This is a genomic window from Neobacillus drentensis, from assembly GCF_036962765.1.
Lineage (GTDB): Bacteria > Bacillota > Bacilli > Bacillales > Cytobacillaceae > Neobacillus > Neobacillus drentensis_C.
The window spans coordinates 1-2,111 of the sequence record NZ_JBALOS010000399.1; the positions used below are offsets into that span (position 1 = coordinate 1).

2 protein-coding genes are annotated in these 2,111 nt (G+C 31.5%); both read left to right on the plus strand.

What is annotated here, in order from left to right:
* The first annotated feature begins 55 nt into the window (after positions 1 to 55).
* Positions 56 to 976 carry a LysR family transcriptional regulator gene (locus V7137_RS30030; RefSeq protein WP_335701455.1) on the plus strand — a complete coding sequence of 307 codons (921 nt, stop codon included), beginning with the start codon at positions 56 to 58 and terminating at the stop codon, positions 974 to 976.
* Between the two features lie 313 nt (positions 977 to 1,289).
* Positions 1,290 to 2,069, plus strand: a complete 780-nt coding sequence (locus V7137_RS30035) for an alpha/beta fold hydrolase (protein WP_335701456.1) — start codon at positions 1,290 to 1,292, stop codon at positions 2,067 to 2,069.
* Positions 2,070 to 2,111: the final 42 nt, after the last annotated feature.

Here is a 2,111-nt window from a genome sequence, read left to right on the forward strand (position 1 = left end):
AAAATTAACATTATTAAAATTTACATGAGTTTTATTTATGTAAGGGGTAGATAGCATGAATATTGAACAACTTGAGTACATAGTTGAGGTTGCCAAATGTAATTCACTAACAAAAGCTGCTGAATTACATAATATTACACAATCTGGAATTAGTCTTTCTATTACCGCATTAGAAAAAGAGCTTGGACTTAAAATATTTGAACGTTCAAGACGTGGAGTATTTCCTACTGAGGAAGGAAAAAAAATTATCAATAAAGCGTTGGAAGCATTAAATAAAATTCAAGAAATCAAGGATGAAGCATATTTTCAAACTAATTTAATGAATGGAGAAATAAAAATAGAGGGTATTCCCGGGTTCATGCCTTCTATCATTCGTACGATAACCTTTCTAAAAGGTAAGTATCCTAATCTTAATATCGAAATTACTGAAAAAGGATCATTTGAAATCATTGAGGACTTCCGTCAAAATAAAATCGATGCGGGATTTATAGCAGTGAGGTATGATGCCCTGCAGGGAGATATCGGTATCGCGTTTGAACCTTTGTTTGAAGGAAAAATGGTCGTTTGCATAAATAAAAATTCTCCACTTGCAAAGGGGGGGAAAATTCATCCTTTAGAACTAAAAAAGCAAACTTTTATTTTATATAACGATGATTATGTAAATTGGTTTATGAAGGACTTTACAGAAAAATTCGGTGATGTACATGTATTATTCAAAACAAATAACGCCAGATCTATTGAAGAAGCTTTGACAGAAGGCTTAGCACTTACGATTGGACATGATTATTCTTTTTTGAACTATCCTCCTGTATTAAGTGGGGATTTCGTTATATTAGAAGTAGATCCATTTCCACAAGAGCCGGTTTATTTTGGATGGGTGAAAACTGAAAGCGATAAGCTATCCTTAATATCTAAACAGGTTATTCATCTATTTAATCAGGAATTTAAAATAAATTCAAATAACGAGACCTCTTAAGTTAGAGGTTTGGAATGTCAATAAAATTAGACATTCTTTTTTGTTGAGAGGATTTTTGGAACGTATGATTATTGGGGTAAATTTTTTAGTAAAATAACTAATTAATTTTTTATATTAACTTGCTATCCCTTTAAAATTAATTTAATATTACAAATATATATATTTTTTACATATATAGGTTTATTAAGTTGAATAAGTAATAATGCATCTATGCCTCAAATACTTATAAAAATCTCACCTCTGAATTAACAATGTTTTAAATTTTTGCAAAAATGCATAAAATGAAACATCTCAAAATCAGGAGGTAATAAGTATGGAAAAAGCTGTAATTAGTCATCATATTGATTTAGGTAGTGGCGAGCCGTTGGTTTTTATTCATGGATTTGCAAGCAAAAAAGAATCTTGGACTCATCAGTTTTCGTTAGCAGAAAAATACCGAATCATCGCAGTTGATTTACGAGGTCATGGAGAATCGAACATTACAGAAGGAATTTCAATAAACCAATTTGCTAAGGATGTCATTGACTTATTGGACCATTTAAGCATTGAGAAAGCCCATTTTTGCGGTTTATCAATGGGCGGAGTGATCACACAGGAGATTTATAAACAATTTCCAAAACGGGTAAAATCAATGATTTTGTCAAATACAACCTCTTTATCACTACCATCCAGTCTTAAGTTTTTATCACCTAATAGTTTCAAAAATCTTGAAACGATTGATGAAAGCTTCCCAATCAAGGATTATCAAAAAGCAGTTGCTACTAAATGTGTATATAACAAAACCAACACAAAGCTGGTGGAGGAAGTAGGCGAAATAGGCATTGAAATAAAGCCTGATACAGCAATGAAAACCATTACACAGGTGTATGATGTTAATTATCTGCCGATGTTAGCTTGTGCGAAAGTACCAATACTCATTATTGGCGGTGCATATGATGAGGCCCTACCAGTGATTTTTGCGAAACAGACCTATTTAGCCACACTTAGAAAAGCAGACTTTGTCATTATTGATAAAGCTGGTCACATGCCAAATATTGAATGTAAAGAAAAATATAATGAAATATTAGAAAGATTTTTGAGAAAAGTTAGTTAAATAAAAAATGTAAAACGATTCCAACTTTTGTATGTTCTTGGT

What these genes read in the sequence shown, in the direction of transcription:
- V7137_RS30035 (WP_335701456.1), top strand. Translation starts at nt 1,290, where the DNA reads ATGGAAAAAGCTGTAATTAGTCATCATATTGATTTAGGTAGTGGCGAG.
- V7137_RS30030 (WP_335701455.1), top strand. Translation starts at nt 56, where the DNA reads ATGAATATTGAACAACTTGAGTACATAGTTGAGGTTGCCAAATGTAAT.